Consider the following 270-nt stretch of genomic DNA (forward strand, 5'->3'; position numbering starts at 1 on the left):
CCGCACAGCACTCATAACGGTATTCCTATCTCGCGTAAAGGCGATAAAGTTATCTGTAAAAAGTGTAAAAAATTGACCACTATTTTGACAGGGGACTCCTCGTTTATTGTCGATGGTGCGCCCATTGCTCGCGCAGGAGATGTGACTAGCTGCGGTGCTAAGCTTATTGCTAATCAGCAATCGTTTTGCGAGAGTGACTTTGAGGTGATGGGCGTTGAGCAGCCAGCGCCTATGCAGTTTCCTAAATCTGATCCAGAAGCTGTATTTGCT

General features: G+C 46.7%; 1 protein-coding gene. It reads left to right on the forward strand.

Annotated features, from left to right (window positions below):
• A partial coding sequence (locus AAEY75_RS15310; RefSeq protein ID WP_352260063.1) for a PAAR domain-containing protein occupies positions 1-270 on the forward strand: 270 nt, incomplete at both ends.

Origin of the sequence: Psychrobacter sp. TB55-MNA-CIBAN-0194 (genome assembly GCF_040309505.1) — a bacterium.
GTDB lineage: Bacteria > Pseudomonadota > Gammaproteobacteria > Pseudomonadales > Moraxellaceae > Psychrobacter > Psychrobacter fozii.